At 71.3% G+C, this 15819-nt stretch carries 14 protein-coding genes and 1 riboswitch; of the genes, 6 read left to right on the top strand and 8 right to left on the bottom strand.

Annotation, left to right across the window (positions count from 1 at the left end; translation table 11 throughout):
* Positions 1–396: 396 nt before the first annotated feature.
* Entirely contained in the window at positions 397–927 is a 531-nt protein-coding gene (locus ABZ896_RS48040) for a DoxX family protein (protein WP_360944151.1), read from the top strand.
* Positions 928–942: 15 nt separating this feature from the next.
* On the opposite strand, the gene ABZ896_RS48035 is transcribed toward ABZ896_RS48040, so the two are convergent.
* Complete coding sequence (locus tag ABZ896_RS48035; protein ID WP_360944148.1) at positions 943–1260, bottom strand: hypothetical protein; 318 nt, start codon at positions 1258–1260, stop codon at positions 943–945.
* The gene (locus ABZ896_RS48030; protein ID WP_360944145.1) at positions 1247–2647 is read right to left on the bottom strand and encodes a PspC domain-containing protein; all 1401 of its coding nucleotides are present in this window, start codon (positions 2645–2647) and stop codon (positions 1247–1249) included. The genes ABZ896_RS48035 and ABZ896_RS48030 overlap by 14 nt, the downstream gene beginning before the upstream one ends.
* 179 nt (positions 2648–2826) lie before the next feature.
* Between ABZ896_RS48030 and ABZ896_RS48025 the strand changes: the two genes are divergently transcribed.
* The gene (locus ABZ896_RS48025) at positions 2827–4119 is read left to right on the top strand and encodes a PspC domain-containing protein (RefSeq protein ID WP_360944142.1); all 1293 of its coding nucleotides are present in this window, start codon (positions 2827–2829) and stop codon (positions 4117–4119) included.
* Positions 4116–4826 carry a response regulator transcription factor gene (locus ABZ896_RS48020; RefSeq protein ID WP_360944139.1) on the top strand — a complete coding sequence of 237 codons (711 nt, stop codon included), beginning with the start codon at positions 4116–4118 and terminating at the stop codon, positions 4824–4826. Before ABZ896_RS48025 ends, ABZ896_RS48020 begins: the two co-directional genes overlap by 4 nt.
* A gap of 3 nt (positions 4827–4829) precedes the next feature.
* On the opposite strand, the gene ABZ896_RS48015 is transcribed toward ABZ896_RS48020, so the two are convergent.
* Positions 4830–5078, bottom strand: coding sequence for a hypothetical protein (locus ABZ896_RS48015; RefSeq protein WP_360944136.1), 249 nt, complete (start codon positions 5076–5078; stop codon positions 4830–4832).
* Between the two features lie 85 nt (positions 5079–5163).
* Entirely contained in the window at positions 5164–6228 is a 1065-nt protein-coding gene (locus tag ABZ896_RS48010; protein ID WP_360944133.1) for a C40 family peptidase, read from the bottom strand.
* Positions 6229–6686: 458 nt separating this feature from the next.
* Here ABZ896_RS48010 and ABZ896_RS48005 point away from each other — a divergent pair, with 458 nt between their 5' ends.
* The gene (locus ABZ896_RS48005) at positions 6687–7040 is read left to right on the top strand and encodes a hypothetical protein (protein ID WP_360944130.1); all 354 of its coding nucleotides are present in this window, start codon (positions 6687–6689) and stop codon (positions 7038–7040) included.
* Here ABZ896_RS48005 and ABZ896_RS48000 read toward each other — a convergent pair.
* Both ABZ896_RS48000 and ABZ896_RS47995 read right to left on the bottom strand, forming a co-directional pair.
* Positions 7018–7980, bottom strand: coding sequence for a tellurite resistance/C4-dicarboxylate transporter family protein (locus tag ABZ896_RS48000; RefSeq protein ID WP_360944127.1), 963 nt, complete (start codon positions 7978–7980; stop codon positions 7018–7020). The genes ABZ896_RS48005 and ABZ896_RS48000 overlap by 23 nt on opposite strands.
* An 86-nt stretch (positions 7981–8066) precedes the next feature.
* Positions 8067–9188: an NlpC/P60 family protein gene (locus tag ABZ896_RS47995; RefSeq protein ID WP_360944124.1), complete on the bottom strand. Its 1122-nt coding sequence runs from the start codon at positions 9186–9188 to the stop codon at positions 8067–8069.
* 7 nt (positions 9189–9195) lie between these two features.
* A riboswitch (cyclic di-AMP (ydaO/yuaA leader) is annotated at positions 9196–9365 on the bottom strand.
* Between the two features lie 230 nt (positions 9366–9595).
* Between ABZ896_RS47995 and pcrA the strand changes: the two genes are divergently transcribed.
* Positions 9596–12079, top strand: a complete 2484-nt coding sequence (gene pcrA, locus ABZ896_RS47990) for a DNA helicase PcrA (RefSeq protein ID WP_360944121.1) — start codon at positions 9596–9598, stop codon at positions 12077–12079.
* Positions 12080–12100: 21 nt separating this feature from the next.
* On the opposite strand, the gene ABZ896_RS47985 is transcribed toward pcrA, so the two are convergent.
* Together ABZ896_RS47985 and ABZ896_RS47980 are read right to left on the bottom strand one after the other, a co-directional pair.
* Positions 12101–13804 carry a M23 family metallopeptidase gene (locus ABZ896_RS47985; protein WP_360944118.1) on the bottom strand — a complete coding sequence of 568 codons (1704 nt, stop codon included), beginning with the start codon at positions 13802–13804 and terminating at the stop codon, positions 12101–12103.
* Between the two features lie 101 nt (positions 13805–13905).
* A complete protein-coding gene (locus ABZ896_RS47980; protein ID WP_360944115.1) occupies positions 13906–14790 on the bottom strand; it encodes an alpha/beta fold hydrolase in 885 nt (294 codons plus the stop codon).
* Between the two features lie 495 nt (positions 14791–15285).
* Between ABZ896_RS47980 and ABZ896_RS47975 the strand changes: the two genes are divergently transcribed.
* Complete coding sequence (locus ABZ896_RS47975; protein WP_360944112.1) at positions 15286–15702, top strand: cobalamin B12-binding domain-containing protein; 417 nt, start codon at positions 15286–15288, stop codon at positions 15700–15702.
* Positions 15703–15819 lie beyond the last annotated feature (117 nt).

Here is a 15819-nt window from a genome sequence, read left to right as displayed (position 1 = left end):
TCAGGGAGCAAGCAGCGGCAGCTGATGCACGCCCCGGGCAGACACCCGCGCGTTCACGAACCTTGACCGGCTACACCACGTGGCGGGACACCATCAACGGACGCCGGCCGCTGCGGGCGGACACCCCCCGCCCCCGACCCCTGCGCGCCGTACGCGGGTGACAAAGACCCACCTGGGCCTTTGTCTTTTAGGGGCGCGGGGAACTGCGCGACCAGCCACGACGGACCCGCACCCGCCAACCGAACAGAACTCGGCACCCCACTAGGCACTCTCACCCCGCCCGGCATCGAAAATCCGGCCCCCGAAGGAATGTGGTCGTCGGCTTGAGCGGCGGAGCCGGTTCGTGCGTATGGTCTTGTGAGGGGTTCGCACGCTGGTGAGAGGCGGCTCGGAGCGATGACTCACGGCTATCGAACGGACACGCACGCCCCCTATTTCGACGAAGAGACGAGTTGGCGGGACAGTGCCACCCGGTACGCCCTGCTGCCGCTGCGGATCTTCCTCGGTGTCACTTTCATTTACGCTGGGTTGGACAAGCTGACCGACAGCGCGTTCATGAAGGACTCCGGGTCGGGGTCGATCGGCGACATGATGCGCACCGTCAAGGACTCGGCGGCGATCCCCGCGTTGGTGGATCTGGCGCTGAAGAACCCCGTCGGCTTCGGTTACGCCATCGCCTTCGGTGAACTCGCCGTCGGCATCGGCACCCTGCTGGGGATCCTGGCCCGCCTCGCCGCGTTCGGCGGTGCGCTGATCTCGCTCAGCCTGTGGCTGACCGTGAGCTGGGCGTCCGATCCCTACTACTACGGCAACGACCTCGCCTATCTGATGGCCTGGCTGCCCCTCGTCCTCGCCGGTGCCTCCATGTTCTCCGTGGACTCAGCCCTGCGGGCCCGACGACGGCAACGGGCGGGAGGGTACCGGTAGCTCCGGTCGGCGGAGCTACCGGTGGCGGGGCGGCGCCGTGGGGGAGTCCGGGGTGCCGTCCGCCGGTGCGTTCGGGGCGGTGGGTGCGATCGGGTCGGTTCCGTTGGGTGCGTCCGCCCGGTCGGGCGTACCGCTTCTGCCGCGGTGTCGGCGTATCGCTCCGGCCAGTAGGCCCGCCATGCCCGCCAGGCAGAGGCCGCCCGCGACCAGGGGGATGACCGCGAACCACGGGGTGTCCCAGGCGTCGCCCGCGTCGCCGGCGTAGGCGATGCCCGTGACGGTGAGGAAGAGGCCGGCGATCAGCTTTCCTGGCTGGAACTCATGACGCAGCACGGCTCACCTCCGCCTGGCCGATGCCCACCCGCAGGTCGATGTCGAGCGTGGCGGTGTTCTTGCCGCCCGAGACGGGGGACAGGGTCACCTCTCTGTGCTTGCCCGGCTCCACGTCCACGTCCTCCTGATCGTCGCCCGGCAACTGGGTGTCGCCCACTCCCACGTCGATGCTCGCCTTCACGGTGACGTTGGGCGGGACGACGATCACGAGTCTGCCCACTCCCACCTCGGCCCGGGTCGTGACCGTCTGGCCCTTGGTGAGCTTCAGGCGGGTCAGGTCCAGGGTGCCCACGCCCGTGCCGAGTTCGTAGTCCGGTCGTACGTCCGCCGTGGCGGTCGGTGTCCAGTTCGTGCGCACCCAGTGGGTGGTGATGTCCTTCGGGAGGACGGCCGAGGCGGCGAGCAGGCCCGCGGTGAGGAGCGCGAGGAAGACCGAGCCCGCGCCGGTGCGTCCGAGGAAGGCGCTGACGGCCATGCCCAGGCCGAGGACGATCAGCGCGCAGGCCAGGCCGGTCTGCAGGCTGGTGCCCAGGGCGCGGTCCTCCCAGGTTGCTCCCGTGCCGGCGCCGCCGGCGAGGAGGGCGAGCAGGAAGACCCAGCCGCCGATCCAGCGGGGGCCGCGGGGTCTGGGCTGTCGGATGTGCCGGGCGCGGAGCTCCTCGCGGCGGCTCCAGACGGCGCCCAGGCCGATGTTGACGGCCGCCGCGATGTCGCGGTCGCGGGAGTCCCGGGGGCCCCACAGATAGCCGGTGCCCCCGACGTGGGTGCCGTCCTTGACGATGGGGTCGCGCCACCAGGACGGGTACCCGGCGGCGACCGGCGGGGCCTGCGGCTCCGGCGGGGCGTCGGCGACGGCCTGGGCGGAGAGCGGGTCGGGGTCGGGGGTGCCGCGGTGGCGCGACCAGTAGCCCGCGCCCGCGAGGAGCAGGGAGAGGACCACGGCGAAGGTCAGCACCCCGCCGTTGCTCAGCATGGTGAGGAAGATCCCGCAGCCGACCAGCGCGAACAGCACGCCGGTCAGGGCCTGGCCGTCGACGCGGCCGGTCAGCAGCTTGCGGACCTCGTTCTCCTCCTCGTCGTCGTACGGGACGAAGAGCCAGGCGAAGCCGTAGAAGATCAGGCCGATGCCGCCGGTCGCGGAGAGCACCGCGAGCGTGATGCGGAAGATCACCGGGTCCAGGTCGCACTGCCGCCCGAGCCCCGCGCACACGCCCGCGAGCATCTTGAACCGCCGGTCGCGCCGGAACCTGAGGGGGAGAGTCCTCTCCTCCTCGGGCTGCTGCGCTCCGGCCGGTTCCGCGGCCCTGGTCGCGGCCGCGTCGGGCCCGGTGCCCGTGCCCGGTCCTCCGCCGGGTGTGGCGTCCGCGGCGTGCTGGTGATCCGTCATGTGTCCATGGTGACGGCCGGACGGCCCCGGCGGGAGTCGGAACGACCCTGGCCGGACCCTGATATCGCCCCCGAGACGGGGACCGGGAGGTGTTCGAGGCACGCCCGGCGTGAAGATCAGGGGAGTCTCGGGGGACAACCCTGATGCCCCCGCCTCCCGGCCGTGTGACCATCGATGGCATGCCGGAAGCCGCAGCAGCGCCCCTCGTCGGACCGCGGCCGCCGCGCAAGCTCTACCGCAGCAGTGACGGACGCTGGCTGGGTGGCGTGGCGCGGGGGCTCGCCGGGCATCTCGGGCTGCCCGTGATCTGGGTGCGGCTCGTCTTCGTCGGCCTGTTCATGGCGGACGGGCTCGGTGCGCTGCTGTATGCCGCGTTCTGGTTCTTCGTACCGCTCGGGGTGGGCGGGGTCGGCGGGCAGAGGCCCCCGTCCCTCGTCTCCACCGAGACCTCGCCGGACGGCCGCCGCAGACTCGTCGCCCGCCGCCCCGACAAGGGCCAGATCGTGGCCCTGCTCCTCATGGTCGTCGTGGCGATGGTCTTCGTCGGCAATGTCAACGTCGGCAACGGCGCCCGGGCCTACCTCTGGCCCATCGTCCTGGTCGGCGCGGGCGTCGCCCTGGTCTGGCGCCAGGCGGACAACGCCCGGCGGGCCCGCTGGATGGAGGTCGGCCGCCGCCGGCGCACCCTGAGCCTGCTGCGCGCCGCGGGCGGTGTCCTCCTGGTCACCGCCGGTGTCTCCGGAGTCTTCGTGCTCCAGGGCTCCGCCGCCCACCTCGGCTCGGTCCTGCAGGCCGCCCTCGCGGTCCTCGTCGGGATAACGCTCCTCGCGGGGCCGTATCTCGTCCGGATGACCCAGGACCTCTCCGAGGAGCGCCTGATGCGCATCCGCGCCCAGGAGCGCGCGGAGGTCGCCGCCCATGTCCACGACTCGGTGCTGCACACCCTGACCCTGATCCAGCGCAACGCCGAGAACGCGAGCGAGGTGCGCCGTCTGGCCCGTGCCCAGGAGCGCGACCTGCGCACCTGGCTCTACAAGCCCGAGGGCACCGGCAAGGACGAGGCCGAGGAGCCCACCACCCTGGCGGACGCGGTGCGGAGCAACGCCGCCGAGGTGGAGGACAAGCACGGCGTCCCCATAGAGGTCGTGATCGTCGGCGACTGCCCGCTCGACGAGCGGATCGGCGCGCAGATGCAGGCCGCGCGCGAGGCGATGGTCAACGCCGCCAAGTACGGTGGCGAGGGCGGCGCCGTACAGGTCTACGCCGAGGTCGAGGGCAAGACGGTCTTCGTGTCCGTCCGGGACCGCGGACCCGGCTTCGACCTCGACTCGATACCCGCCGACCGGATGGGTGTCAGAGAATCGATCATCGGCCGCATGGAGCGCCACGGCGGGACGGCCCGGCTGCGCGCCGTGCCGGACGGCGGCACGGAGGTCGAGCTGGAGATGGAGAGGGCGGAGAAGACGTCATGAGCGACGAGGCGATCGGTACGGCGGAGACCGGGGGCGGCGCGGGCGAGCGCCGGGTGCGTGTGGTCCTCGTCGACGACCACCGCATGTTCCGTACGGGCGTCCAGGCCGAGATCGGCCGGACCGAGGAGACCGGCGTCGAGGTCGTCGGCGAGGCCGCGGACGTCGATCAGGCCGTCACCGTCATCACCGAGACCCGGCCCGAGGTCGTCCTCCTCGACGTCCACCTCCCGGGCGGCGGCGGGGTCGAAGTCCTGCGCCGTTGCGCCCCGTTGATGGCCGACGCCGACCAGCCGGTCCGCTTCCTCGCGCTGTCCGTCTCGGACGCCGCGGAGGACGTGATCGGGGTGATCCGGGGCGGCGCGCGGGGCTACGTCACCAAGACGATCACCGGCACCGACCTGGTCGACTCCGTCTTCCGGGTCCAGGACGGGGACGCGGTGTTCTCCCCGCGCCTGGCCGGCTTCGTCCTGGACGCCTTCGCCTCCACGGACGCGCCGCCGGTCGACGAGGACCTGGACCGCCTCACCCAGCGCGAGCGCGAGGTCCTGCGGCTGATCGCCCGGGGGTACGCGTACAAGGAGATCGCCAAGCAGCTGTTCATCTCCGTGAAGACGGTCGAGTCCCATGTCTCGGCGGTCCTGCGGAAGTTGCAACTGTCCAACCGCCACGAGCTGACCCGCTGGGCGACGGCACGGCGCCTGGTCTGAAGTTCAGCTGCGGGGGCCGTCGTGGACGTTGTGCCGGCTCAACTCCACCGCGAACCGGGCCGCTGTCACGAAGTCGGTGTCTGCCGTTGCGCAGATCTGGAGGTCGACGGCGGACAGGGACCGATGCGCGCCCCGCTCCGCCGCGCGTTCCTGGAAGGCGCTGATCCATTGGCCGGCGGTCTCCGGCACGGACACGTCGTCGCGGAGGTCCATGACCACAGGCCGCCACGACTCGTGCAGGTAGCGGATCACCGGCGTGCACTGTCCTTGTCCGCTCGATGCACATGATGCTCCGACGCGATCACGTGCCATTGTTCGTGGCGGCGCGGCCCCGCGCTCACACCACCCGTGTCGCCCCCGCGAACGGCATCTCGTCGATGGGGGCGACACGGACCGGGGCCGAGGGGTTGGGGGCGTGGATCATCTGGCCGTTGCCGATGTAGAGGCCCACGTGGCTGATGCCGGAGTAGAAGAACACCAGGTCGCCCGGCTGGAGTTCGGAGCGGGAGACGCGCTGTCCGGCGCCGATCTGGGCGTAGGTCGTGCGGGGGAGGGAGACGCCCGCGGAGCGGTACGCGGCGAGGATGAGGCCGGAGCAGTCGAAGGCGTCCGGGCCGGTGGCGCCCCAGACGTAGGGGCTGCCGAGCTTGGAGTAGGCGTAGGAAACGGCCGCCGCCGCGCGGGAGTTGGGAGCGTCGGCGGTGGCGGGTCCCGGGGCGGTCAGCTGCTGGCGGGCGGCCGTGGTGGCGCGGGAGACGTGGCCGGTGCCGCCGAGGCCGAGGCGGGCGCGTTCCGGTGCGGGCAGTTCGGAGAGGAGCCGGCGGGCCGCGTCCAGCTTCCCGGTGATGGTCTTCTTGTGCCGCTTCAGCTCCGCCTGACGTGACTTCAGCGAGGTCAGCTCGATGTGGGCGGCCCCGCGCAGCTGCTCGATCTCCCGCAGCTGTCTGCGGACGCTCGCCACGGCGGTGGCCTGCCGGTTGCCGGCCCGTTCGACGAACTCGGCGCCGTCCAGGTACCGGTCGGGATCGTCGGAGAGCGCGAGCTGTACGGCGGGATCGACCCCGCCCTCGCGGTACTGCGCCGCGGCCATCGCGCCCAGCGCGTCCCGGGCCTCGTTGAGCTGCCCGGTCCTGCGGGCGGCCTCGTCGCGCAGGGTGCCGAGCCGGGACTCGGCCGCCTCGGCCTTCTCCTTGGCGCCGTTGTACTTCTCGGTGGCGGCCTCCGCCTCCTGGTACAGCCGGTCCACCTTCGCCTTGACCTGCGCCGGTGTCAGCTGCGGCTCGGCGTGCCCGGTCCCGTCGAACGCGGTCGCCGTGGCCGCCCCGGCGAGGGCGATCGTGGCCGCCGTACGGACCGTATGGCCGCCGGCCGAGCGCTGACGGGGCTTGCGGTGTGCTGCCACCTGGACTGCACGTCCTTTCGTACGACCGCCCCGGCTCGACCGTGTGCACGGGCGCCAGGGGGAGCGGCCGTACGACCGTCCGGGGCGGTTGACGCGTCCGGCGGCGACCCGCACAGGGGGAGCGAGCCGCCGCCGGACCTTCTCGGCGGTGATGCCCGGCTGCCGCCCCTGGCCCGGGCGGCGGTGGGGAGCCGGTCACCTGGTGGAGGACGCTAAACCTGGGTGTGTCCGGGGGGTAACGCGTTGTGCGGAACTGCCGCGAGGGGACCGCCGGGTGACCGAAGGTGACCGTGATCATGTGCCGCCGCCGACGACTTCGCGTGGCGCGGTGACCGAAGTCCCGGTTTCGTCGCCCCGGGGCGATGTGGGGTGCTATGGACCGCATATATGCAAGATCGGGTCATGTGCGGTGGGGCGGTGTCGGGACGCCCGGATGCCCCTGCATAAGCTCCGGCCTCATGGACGTACTCATCCATCTCTTCGTCGGCCTGCACATCATCGGCATCGCCTCGCTGCTCGGCGGGTTCCTCACGCAGATGAAGGCGATGGGCCAGGGCACCGCCCGGTTCGTGCCCGCGATGCTGCACGGTGCCGCGACGATGCTGGTCACCGGGGTGATCCTGGTCGGGCTCAACCAGGCCGACGACCAGCACGTCAACAACATCAAGATCGGCATCAAGCTGGCGCTGCTGATCGTGATCCTCGGGCTCGTCTATGTGAAGCGGGACGACGAGACCGTGGAGAAGCCGCTGTTCGGGCTGGTCGGTGGGCTGACCGTCGTCAACATCTTCATCGCGGTGCTGTGGACCTGAGCGCCCCGCGCGCCTCGGCGACCGCGCCCGCCGCGACGGCGAGCCAGGCGGCGACCGAGATCCACAGCAGCACCCGGCCCGGGGCGTCGAGGCCGTCCGCGTCCACGGCGGCGGCGACGGACAGGGTCGCCGCGGCGGCCATGCCCATCGGGAAGACCGTGGCCCAGCGGCGTACGTCGTAGCGGAGGCGGGGGCGGGCGCATTCGGCGGCCAGGAGTACGGCGTACCAGGCGAGGTCCAGCACGAGCAGGGTGACGGTGACCGCACGCAGGGCGCCGTGGGCGTCGTCGTTCCAGAGGTAGAGGCGGGCGGTGTCGGCGGCGAGCAGTTTCGCGCCGGCGAGGGCGGAGATGGCGAGCGCGCCGCCCGCGACCCAGTGGTCGCCCGCGCCCTCGGCGACCTGGCGCAGGTCGAAGCGGGCGAGGGCGGCGCCGTAGAGGACGAGGCCCAGCCAGAACAGCACGAGGGCGGTATGGGCGAGCCAGGCCGTGGATACGGCGGCGGCGAGGGTGGCGCCGAGCACGGCGAGGCCCTGGGTGGCCACGCAGCCGAGGAAGACGCCGCCCGGCATAGGGCGCTTCCAGTGGGTGACGACCGGCACGATCAGGATGGGCCACAGGAGCGCTGCGAGGGCGAGGAGGGCCTCGGCGAGGGTCGTCCAGCCGAGGGCGGCGAACCGGGTGCCGAGCACGGTGGTCGCCGCGACGGCCGTGAGGGCGCCCGGAGTCTCGGCCTCCGCGATCCAGCGGGCCCGCTCCCGCAGCAGCCGTACGGCGAAGTCCGCGGCGAGGCCCAGCCAGGCCGCGCAGGCGAGGACCAGGGCGATCCGGGAGAGCGTCTCGTGCCCGGTGAGATGCAGCCCGACGGACACGATGCCGGTCGCCATCACGGCGGCTCCGGCGGCGGGCGGGCGTTGGGTCCACCAGATGCGTAGGGCCATGCGGCGATGCTAAGAAGCACCGGGGGTGGTGAGGGTGGGGCACGCGCGCGGGTGCGTGGAATTACGCGCGCCTGCCCTACGACTCCCTACGCGGGCCGCACCACGCTGTGGATCGCGGACTCCCCGTCGTAGTAGATCGACTCCTCGCGGACGTACGCGCCCGGCTTCGGGGCGTGGATCATCATGCCGTTGCCTATGTAGAGGCCCACGTGGCTGATGTCGTCGTAGAAGAAGACCAGGTCACCGGGTTGGGCGTCGGCCAGGGAGACCGTCGTGCCGGCGTTCACCTGGTCGTAGGTGACGCGGGGGAGGGAGATGCCGGCGGCGTTCCAGGCGGCCTGGGTCAGGCCCGAGCAGTCGTAGGAGTCGGGGCCCGTCGCGCCCCAGACGTACGGCTTGCCGATCTGCGCGCGGGCGAAGGCGATCGCCTTCGCGGCCTTCGTGGCGTACGAGGAGTCCGTCGCCGTGGAGGAGGACGGCGACGCGCTCTCCTGCTGAGCCTGCGCCGCTTCCTGCTCCGCCAGCTCCGCGGCCTTGCGTGCCGCCTCTTCCTGCTTCTTCTTCTCGATCGCCGCGAGGCGCGCCTTCTCCTCGGCCGTCAGCTCCGTGAGCAGCGCGCGGGCGTCGGAGAGCTTCTTCTGGACGGTGGCCTTGGCGGTCTTGAGGTCGTCCTGCGAGTCGGTGAGCGTCTGGAGGCTCTCGGTGGCCTCCTGACGCTTCTTCATCGTCTCGGACTGCTCGGTGACGTAGTCGTCGACGGCGCTCTTCTGGCGCGTCGTCATACGGCTCATCAGCTGCGACTGGTCGAAGTAGTCCTGCGGGGTGTCGGCGAGCAGGAAGGTCGCCGTGTCGGGGGCGGAGGCCCCGGTGCGGTACTGGGCCGCGGCGAAGGCGCCGAGCCTCTCCCGTGCCTCGTTGAGCTTCTGGGTGCGCTTGGCGACCGCGTCCAGGAGGGAGTCGACCTGCTTGCGCTGGGTGGTCGTCTTCTCCTTGGCCGCGTTGTAGTTGTCGGTCGCCGACTCGGCCTGGCGGTAGAGGTCGTCGACCTTCTTCTCGACCTCTTCGAGGCTCGGCTTGTCGTCCGAGGGCGCGGCGTTGGCCGTCTGGGAGAGCAGGGCCACGGAGGTGAGGGCGGCCGTGGCGAGGGCGGGGGTCCGTATGCCGGCCACGCGCGGGCCCGCGGGGCGCGACTTGCGGTGCGACGCCAAGGGTGGCGACTCCTTCCATGGTCCGCCTGCCGAGTTAGCTGTCGGGCTCGGGCGGGAGGTTCGGAAGGGTTGCCCTACGGCCGCTCCCCGGGCGGGAGTCGGGCCGATTCGCCCCAGGTTCGGTGGGTCCCCGGCTCCGGGCGCACGGCGGCACTCCGGATTCGGCGGAGGCCGTGCGGCCCGGCGGGGTTCGCCGGTGGGGGTCGTACGGCCTGTCCGGCACGGTAGCCAACTCGTGTGGCCCCTGTGAAGGTTGATGTTCGAAATGCCCGATACATTTTCGTGACCTGTTTCATGGAACCGCCTCGGTTTCACGGGGTGGAGTCAGGTGGTCGCACGGGGTGAGAGGCGTGATGTCTCCGGGTCGGCGGCGGGCTGTCAGTGCGGAGCCCTAGACTCGGAGAGCGATGAGCAGCCTCTTTGACGACAGCTTCCTGGCGGACCTCCAGGCCCCTCGCGGGCACGCGGAGGAACCCCCGCCGCCGCCCGAGGACGAGCACGCTCCGGAGCAGGTTCCGGACGACCTGTTCGGCGGGAAGTTCGACCTGCCCCCGGACCGGGACGCGTACTACCGCGACGGCGCCCCGCGCCCCGTGGTGGACCCGGCCGCGCTGCTCGACGGGCTGAACGAGAACCAGCGCGCGGCCGTCGTGCACTCCGGCACCCCCCTGCTCATCGTGGCCGGCGCCGGCTCCGGAAAGACCCGGGTGCTCACCCACCGCATCGCCCACCTGCTGGGTGAGCGCCATGTCCACCCGGGACAGATCCTCGCGATCACCTTCACCAACAAGGCCGCCGGGGAGATGAAGGAGCGCGTCGAGCAGCTCGTCGGGCCGCGCGCCAACGCCATGTGGGTGATGACCTTCCACAGCGCGTGCGTGCGGATCCTGCGGCGCGAGTCCAAGAAGCTCGGCTTCACCTCGTCCTTCTCGATCTACGACGCCGCCGACTCCAAGCGGCTCATGGCGCTCGTCTGCCGTGACCTGGACCTCGACCCCAAGCGGTTCCCGCCCAAGTCCTTCAGCGCCAAGATCAGCAATTTGAAGAACGAGCTGATCGACGAGGAGGACTTCGCCGCCCAGGCCACCGACGGCTTCGAGAAGACCCTCGCCCAGGCGTACGCCATGTACCAGTCGCGGCTGCGCGAGGCCAACGCCCTCGACTTCGACGACCTGATCATGACGACGGTCAATCTGCTGAGGGCGTTCCCCGACGTCGCCGAGCACTACCGCCGCCGCTTCCGCCATGTGCTGGTCGACGAGTACCAGGACACCAACCACGCGCAGTACGCGCTGGTGCGCGAACTCGTCGGCACCGGTGCGCACGACGAGGACGTGCCGCCCGCCGAGCACGACCTGCCGCCCGCCGAACTCTGCGTCGTCGGTGACGCCGACCAGTCGATCTACGCCTTCCGCGGCGCGACCATCCGCAACATCCTCCAGTTCGAGGAGGACTACCCGGAGGCCACGACGATCCTCCTGGAGCAGAACTACCGCTCCACCCAGACGATCCTCACCGCCGCCAACGCCGTCATCGAGCGCAACGAGTCCCGCCGCCCCAAGAACCTGTGGACCAACGCGGGCGCGGGCGCGCGCATCACCGGCTACGTCGCCGACACCGAGCACGACGAGGCGCAGTTCGTCGCCGAGGAGATAGACCGTCTGACCGACGCGGGCGACGCGAAGGCCGGCGATGTGGCCGTCTTCTACCGGACCAACGCCCAGTCCCGTGTCTTCGAGGAGATCTTCATCCGCGTCGGCCTGCCCTACAAGGTCGTCGGCGGCGTGCGCTTCTACGAGCGCAAGGAGGTCCGGGACGTCCTGGCCTACCTGCGCGTCCTCGCCAACCCCGAGGACTCCGTGCCCCTGCGGCGGATCCTGAACGTCCCCAAGCGCGGTATCGGCGAGCGCGCCGAGGCGATGATCGACGCCCTCTCCCAGCGCGAGAGGATCAGCTTCCCGCAGGCGCTGCGGCGCGTCGACGAGGCGTACGGCATGGCCGCGCGGTCGACCAACGCGGTCAAGAAGTTCAACGCCCTGATGGAGGAGCTCCGTACGATCGTCGAGTCCGGCGCGGGCCCGGCGACCGTCCTGGAGGCCGTGCTCGAACGCACCGGCTATCTCGCCGAGTTGCAGAACTCCACCGACCCACAGGACGAGACCCGCATCGAGAACCTCCAGGAACTCGCCGCCGTGGCCCTGGAGTTCGAGGGCGAGTCGGAGGAGGGCGAGGCGGCCGGCTCGCTCTCCGACTTCCTGGAGCGGGTCGCGCTGGTCGCCGACTCCGACCAGATCCCCGACGAGGACGAGGACGGCTCCGGCGTCATCACGCTGATGACCCTGCACACCGCCAAGGGCCTGGAGTTCCCGGTCGTCTTCCTCACCGGCATGGAGGACGGCGTCTTCCCGCACATGCGCGCCCTCGGCCAGACCAAGGAGCTGGAGGAGGAGCGGCGGCTCGCGTACGTCGGCATCACGCGCGCGCGGGAGCGGCTGTATCTGACGCGCTCGTCCATGCGCAGCGCGTGGGGGCAGCCGTCGTACAACCCGCCCTCGCGGTTCCTGGAGGAGATCCCGGGCCAGCACGTCGACTGGAAGCGCACGGGTCCGACCGCCGCCCCCGCGGGGCCGGTCTCGGGTGTCGCCGCGTCGCTGTCCTCGTCCCGCTCCCGCTCCTCGGCGTCGGGCGCATCCGGTTTCGCCACGCGGCGGACCTCGGAGAAGCCGGTGGTCTCGCTGGCCGTCGGTGACCGTGTCACCCACGACCAGTTCGGGCTCGGCACCGTCGTCGGGGTCAAGGGCACGGGCGCCAATGCCGAGGCCACGGTCGACTTCGGGGACACCAAGCCGAAGCGGCTGCTGCTGCGGTACGCGCCGGTGGAGAAGCTGTAGGTCTACGGCCGGGGGCTGGGCCTACGTCGGGTCCAGCCCGTGGCTGCGCAGCCACGGCAGCGGGTCTATGGCCGAACCGCCCGCGGGGTGCACCTCGAAGTGCAGGTGCGGGCCGGTGGAGTTGCCGGAGTTGCCGCTGTACGCGATCGGGTCGCCGGCCTTGACCGTCGTACCGGAGGAGACGCGGTACGTGGAGAGGTGGCAGTACCACGTCTCCGTGCCGTCCTTCGCGGTCACGATCATCATGTTGCCGTAGGCGCTGTTCCACTCCGTGCGGACGGTGCCGTCGGTCGCGGCCATCACCGTGGTGCCGTAGGAGACCGGGAAGTCGATACCGGTGTGCACGGACATCCAGTTGACGCCGGACTGGCCGAAGTAGGCGCTCAGTCCGCGCTGCGCGACCGGCAGGGCGAACTTGGGGCGCAGCCGCTCCTTGCGGGCCGCCTCCTCCGCCGCTTTCTTCTTCTCGGCGACCTGCTGGGCCTTGAGGTCGATACGTTCCTGCGTCCGGCTGGCCCGGTCGGCGAAGTCGTCGGCGCCCGCGGAGAGGCTCGCCAGCTGGGTGTCGAGCTTGTTGTTCGCGGCGGACGGCTTGACGGCGGTCGCGTCCGACGCGGTGGTCGCGGTCTCCTGGTCGTCCCCGGAGAAGGTGCCGACGGAGGCGGCGGCGATCCCGGCGACCCCCATGACACACGCGGAGGGCACGGCGATCGTCAGCAGCGCGGAGCGCTTGGCGGGGCTGCGGCGGCGGGAGCGGTTCGCGTTGCGCGCGGCGGCGCGGGAGCCGGGGGCCGGGGTGGCCGTGGCGGTGTGCGCCGGGGCCGTCTCCTCCTGGTCGTCGAGGAGGGAGGCCGCCGGGTCGTGCACGTCGGACAGTTCGCCGCCGGTGGCCGGGTCGCCGTCGTGCGGGGCGTGTTCGGCGTAGGCGCGGGTCTCGTCGTACGCGGCGGGGTCCGTGCCGTCGTAGGCGGAACCGGTGTCGTACGGGTGCGTCTCGTCGTACGCGTGCGGGTCGTCGTAGGCGCGGTTCTCGTCGTAGCCGACCTGCTCGAAGAGCGCCGTGCCGTGGGCGTCGGTCGCGGGGCCGCTCGCGGAGTTCCACTGGGTCGCGTCGTACGCGCCGGTGTCGAAGGCCTGGGTGCCCCAGTCCCAGTGCTGGGTCTGGTCGGCGGGGGTGCCGGAGGCGTCGGGCTGGAGCCAGGCGCTCGCGTCCCACTGGGCGCCGCTGTCGCCGGGGCCCGCCTGGGGCGGGATGGCGGACAGGTGCTGGGGGTCGGTGCCCCAGGCGGTGGCGTCGTACGCGCCGGTGTCGTAGGCGGCGTGGTGCTGGGCCGCGTACATGTCGTAGTTCAGGGTCTGCTGACTGCCCGTCGACCACGCGGAGGCGTCGTAGGAACCGGTGGTGTCGCCCGGGAGGGTGCCGAAGAGGGGGTCGGTCTCGTAGCTCCCGATGGCGTGCGCGCCCGCCTGGAAACCGGTGGCGTCGTAGTCGCCGTACGTGGTGAAGTCACCGTACTGGGCTTCCTGGGTGCCGTACGACGCGTAGGGCGCCGAGGCCTCGGAAGCCGAAGCCGGGGAGGTCATGGTCCCCGACGGGTGACGTTCGTTCACCAACTTCTCTCTCGCCTCGACAACAGGGGCTGCCAGAGCAGTGCGGCGACTGTACCCGGCGGTATGCGGGCGCGACAATCTTCGCCAGGTTTCGTGCTCGCAGGAAACGGGCATTCGGCCGTGTTTCGGGGGACTGCGGGCGCGAGTTTGGCCTGGCGTTCGAAGGGTGTTCGAGTTTCTGGGTGCGCCTGGTCTGTGTCCTGACTGGGCTGCGGCTATGCCACGGTGAGTCCGCCGGTGCGTGCGGCGGATTCCTCGCTGGATTCCTCGCCGGCCGGTGAGGCGGTGTCGAGGACCTGCCGTATGCCGGTCGCCACGGCCGGATGCACCGGCAGGGCGAGATGTCCGATACCGGTCACCCGCACGTTCTGCGCGTGCAGGTCGGGGTGGTCGACGCAGGCGGTCTCCGGCGGGTCCATCAGATGGTCGAGGTCGCTCCAGAAGCTCACGAAGTGCGTACGGCAGCCGGGCGCCGGCCGGGACAGCTCCTCCAGGAGGTCCGAGCCGGGGCGCATCTGACGCACGATCGGGTGGGCGTCGGCCAGCGGCACCACCCGGGTGCCGGAGTGCGGGGTGCCGAGCGTCACCAGCGTGCGCACCCGCAGGTCGCCGCCGAGGCGCTGCACGTAGTAGCGCGCGATCAGACCGCCGAGGCTGTGCCCGACGATGTCGACCTCCCTGCTGCCGGTGCGCTCGCAGATCCCCTCGATGTGCCGGCCGAGCAGCTCCGCCGCGGCGCGGATGTCGCAGGTCAGCGGGGAGTAGTTGAGCGACTCGATCTGCTGCCTGCCGTGCTGGGCGAGGCTGCGGCGCAGCAGTACGAAGACCGAGCGGTTGTCGATGAAGCCGTGCAGCAGGACGACCGGCGGCTTGGCCTCGGTCGGCAGTTGCGCGGTGCCGTCCTCCGGGGCGGATGGCCGGGGCAGCGGGGCGCGGCGCTCCTGGGCGATGCCGGAGGGATAGAGGAGGAGGTGCCCGGCGAGGATCGCGAGCTCCAGCGCGGTCGCCTTCAGAAGGGTCAGGGAGAGGCCCGTCAGTCTGCTCGGCAGGAGCCGCTGACAGAGCGGAAGAAAGGGCAGTGTCACCCCGGTGACCTTCATGGCCGACCTCCTGTCGGCACACGGGAGGACGGCTCCGTCCCCCGTGTGCGCTCGTGGGAGGTCGCGGCGATGACGACGCGGCGCGCGAGGGACGCGGGAGGTGGGTGGGGCGAGCGGCGCGGGCGCTGGGTGCGCCGGTGGTGTGTTCGTGGGTCGGTGGTGCTGTGCCGTTCTGTGCTGTCGGTTTCAGTTTCGGTGTCGGTGTGCTGGTGGTGCGCCGATGACGTGCGAGTCGTCCTGTCGGACTGGTGACGAGGCTCCCCGCTGTCGTGCCTTACCCGTCCTGCGTGCCCTTCGTGCCGTCGCCGGTGTGTCGTACCACCGTGGCGCGCGGCCTGCGGCGGGCGGTACGACGACCTCGTTGCGGCTCCCGAACGTGTCCCACCGTGTGATTTCCCCCTCGCTGTCCACCGCGAAACTGCCGGGTGCGGGATGCTGGGGATAACGTTCGTTCACTTCGGCGGGAAAGAAAGCAGTCGCTTCATGGAGGCAGTGATGGGTGTGGCAGCCGGTCCGATCCGCGTGGTGGTGGCCAAGCCGGGGCTCGACGGCCACGATCGCGGGGCCAAGGTGATCGCGCGGGCGCTGCGCGACGCCGGTATGGAGGTCATCTACACCGGCCTCCACCAGACTCCCGAGCAGATCGTCGACACGGCGATCCAGGAGGACGCCGACGCGATCGGGCTGTCCATCCTCTCCGGCGCGCACAACACGCTCTTCGCGGCGGTGATCGCCCTGCTCAAGGAGCGGGACGCGGCGGACATCCTGGTCTTCGGCGGGGGGATCATCCCCGAGGCGGACATCCCGCCGCTGAAGGAACAGGGCGTGGCGGAGATCTTCACACCGGGGGCGACGACGCAGTCGATCGTGGACTGGGTCCGGGCGAACGTGCGTCAGCCGGCAGGGGCGTAGGGGTACGACTGCCGGGTGCCGGGTGCCGGGTGCCGGGTGCCGGGTGCCGGGTGCGGGGTTCGTCGTGGCTTGTCGCGCAGTTCCCCGCGCCCCTAAAAGACCGAAAGTGGACCCACT

Origin of the sequence: Streptomyces sp. NPDC047072, from assembly GCF_040643855.1 — a bacterium.
Taxonomy (GTDB): domain Bacteria; phylum Actinomycetota; class Actinomycetes; order Streptomycetales; family Streptomycetaceae; genus Streptomyces.
The sequence above is the reverse complement of the archived record's forward strand: the minus strand, read 5'-3'. Positions and strand labels throughout refer to the sequence as shown.